Source organism: Nostoc sp. CHAB 5715 (genome assembly GCF_020829685.1).
Lineage (GTDB): Bacteria > Cyanobacteriota > Cyanobacteriia > Cyanobacteriales > Nostocaceae > Nostoc.
This window is the reverse complement of the sequence record NZ_JAIVFR010000981.1, coordinates 1-2,709: the sequence shown is the minus strand read 5'-3', so window position 1 is coordinate 2,709 and position 2,709 is coordinate 1. Positions and strand designations below refer to the sequence as shown.

2 protein-coding genes are annotated in these 2,709 nt (G+C 42.0%); one reads left to right on the top strand and one right to left on the bottom strand.

Features of this window, described 5'->3' with window-relative positions; translation table 11 throughout:
* Positions 1–64 precede the first annotated feature (64 nt).
* Positions 65–2,185 carry a PAS domain S-box protein gene (locus tag LC574_RS34710; protein WP_306422208.1) on the top strand — a complete coding sequence of 707 codons (2,121 nt, stop codon included), beginning with the start codon at positions 65–67 and terminating at the stop codon, positions 2,183–2,185.
* 324 nt (positions 2,186–2,509) lie between these two features.
* On the opposite strand, the gene LC574_RS34705 is transcribed toward LC574_RS34710, so the two are convergent.
* Positions 2,510–2,709, bottom strand: a 200-nt coding sequence (locus tag LC574_RS34705; RefSeq protein WP_229458150.1) for a hypothetical protein, incomplete at its 5' end; no start/stop codon positions are given.

Genomic DNA, 2,709 nt, shown 5'->3' with positions numbered 1-2,709 from the left:
TGTGATTTGGCAAGAAGTAGGACGGCAATTTCAACAAGCTATTTTAGATGCTATCCCCGATTTGATGTTTCGCATCAGCCGTGATAGCGAGTATCTAGATTTGAAAAGTGAGGAAGGAAATGTCACTCTCTCCAGAGAAGAAATAGTTGGGAAACATGTGCATGAGTTATTGCCTAATGATGTTGCCGCAATTAGCCTGGAAGCGATCGCTAAAACTTTAGATTCTGGAACTTTGCAAACTTGCGAATATCAACTACCAACGCCTTTGGGAGTCAAAGATTATGAGGCGCGGTTGGTAGTGAGTGGTCAAGATGAGGTAGTAGCAATTGTCCGAGATATCACAGAACGCAAACAAGCAGAAGTCGCTTTGCAAAATCTTGCTCAAAAATTTGCTAAAGCTTTTAGTTGCAGCCCCGATTCAATTACCATCAGCACACTCCAAGAAGGACGCTTCATCGAAGTTAACGACAGTTTTGTGAAACTCTCAGGTTATGAGCGAGATGAGGCGATTGGTAAAACTTCTTTTGAGTTAAATCTTTGGGTACACGATCGCGATCGCCAGAATTTGTTACAGGAGTTGCAAGCCACAGGAGTTGTTCGCAACTTGGAAGTTGAATTTCAGCAAAAGTCTGGCAAGATAATTACAACGCTGCTTTCAGCCGAAATCATAGATTTAGATGGTCTGCCTTCGATTTTAGCAGTCCATCACGACATTACAGAACGCAAGCACGTGGAAGCACAATTACGTCTATCAGCAGAACGCGATCGCTTGTTGGCAGAAACCTTAGTACGAATTCGGTCTTCCCTTAACTTAGAGGAAGTTCTTCAAACCACCGTGACGGAAGTCAGGCAATTTCTGCAAGCAGATCGGGTTTTTATTGGTTTAAATAATACCAAATTAGGAGTCAAAACTCTTGCTGAATCAGTAGATCCCAAGTATCCATTACCCACAGGATGGTCTACTAATGATGAAGCTTATCTACAAGAATTGAGAAACTTACTCAAAAATAATGTTGTGCGTGTCGTTGAAGATATAACACAAGTAACATTATCTCCCAAAGTCAAAGCGCACTTTCAAAAATTCCAAACGAGGGCGACTTTGAGTGTACCAATTATGCTAGGTAATGAATTATTTGGGGCGTTAATTGCCAATCAATGCTCAGGGCCGCGTCATTGGCAGCCAATAGAAATTGATTTATTACAGCAGATGTCAGAACAAGTAGCGATCGCCATTCACCAAAGCCAGATTTACCAAAAACTCGCAGAACTTAACACTAATTTAGAACACCAAGTACAAGAACGGACAGCACAATTGCAGCAGAAAATGCAAGAAGTTGAAGAATTGCATCGGGTAAAAGATGTTGTTTTGCACACAGTTGCCCACGATTTACGAACTTCGGTGATGGGTAACTTGATGGTGTTAAAGAATTTGTTAAATCAGGGAGTGGGGAGTGGGGAGTGGGGAGTGGGGAGTGGAGGAGAAGCAAGGGAGCAAGGGGCAGGGGGCAAGGGAGAAAAGTTTTTCCCTCTGCCCCCCGCCCCCCGCCTCTCTGCCTCTTATGCCCCATGCCCCATGCCCAATGCCCAACACCCAATTCTAGTATCTCGCTCGATAATTGAGCGGATGATTCAAGGCAACGATCGCCAACTGACGATGATTAACTCATTGCTAGAAATTAATTCTTATGAAAAACAGGGTATTGACATCAAACCCGAACCTGTGGATTTTAACACCCTACTGGGAGTAACATTTACCCAGTTGGAACCCATACTAACACAAAATCAAGCGACTCTGAAAAACTTGGTTCCCGCCGATTTACCATTAGTGATGGCAGATGCAACTCGGTTGGAGAAAGTTTTGGCACATTTGTTAACACATAGCTTGCAAAATAATCCACCAGGATTAAATTTTATTGTGAGTGCCAGCGTTGAGGGCAAAATGATTCGCACTCAGATTCAAGATGACGGTGTGGTAATGAGTAAACTAGAGTGCGATCGCCTTTTCGATCTGCATGTCCGCGATCCCCAAGACTGTTGTTCTACAAGCATTGGCTTAAAAACGTATCTTTGTCGGAAAGTTATTAAAGCACATGGCGGCGAAATCGGTGTTATTAGTAACCGCAAGCGCGGGTTAACTTTCTGGTTCACATTACCTTTAGCAACATCTGCAACAAATCGCCCATAAATCACTAAAAAATGAGAGGGTTGTTAGCTGTTGCTTAAATATATAGATTTATCGAAATTTAGAAAAGTAAATTCTGGAAAAATCTATATAAACATTCATCTCTTCTATTTTTTCGGCAGCTTTCGTGCCAAACTTCGCAGATAATCCCTGAATACATCATTTTGCGTTCTAGAGACATGATCACAGTATTTTAGCCATAATTCTTTCTCTTGTTAGGAGAGGAGTCCAGAAAATACGCTCGAATGCTCTCTAGTTGGGCATATAGCAGATTTTATGAGCTACTTCAATCAATCCTATCTAATCGTGGTATCGAACTTAAAACTGTCAATCCAGCCATTCCGTCACGTTTTTCGAGGTTTTCTCTATACCTCCCATTCTTTCAAACCCTTTATCTCTTTTAGCCAGCATTGCTTTTAATTCAGCTACTGTTGTGTCTTGTTTGAGTTGTTCAAATTTAGAATTGAACGCCACGGCAGAGGCCGACCAGTTCAGATCATAATCCTGGGAATCCATGGGAAGCAATT

Excerpts from the sequence above, each read along its gene's own strand:
- LC574_RS34710 (WP_306422208.1), top strand. The coding sequence starts at position 65 with ATGTTTCGCATCAGCCGTGATAGCGAGTATCTAGATTTGAAAAGTGAG.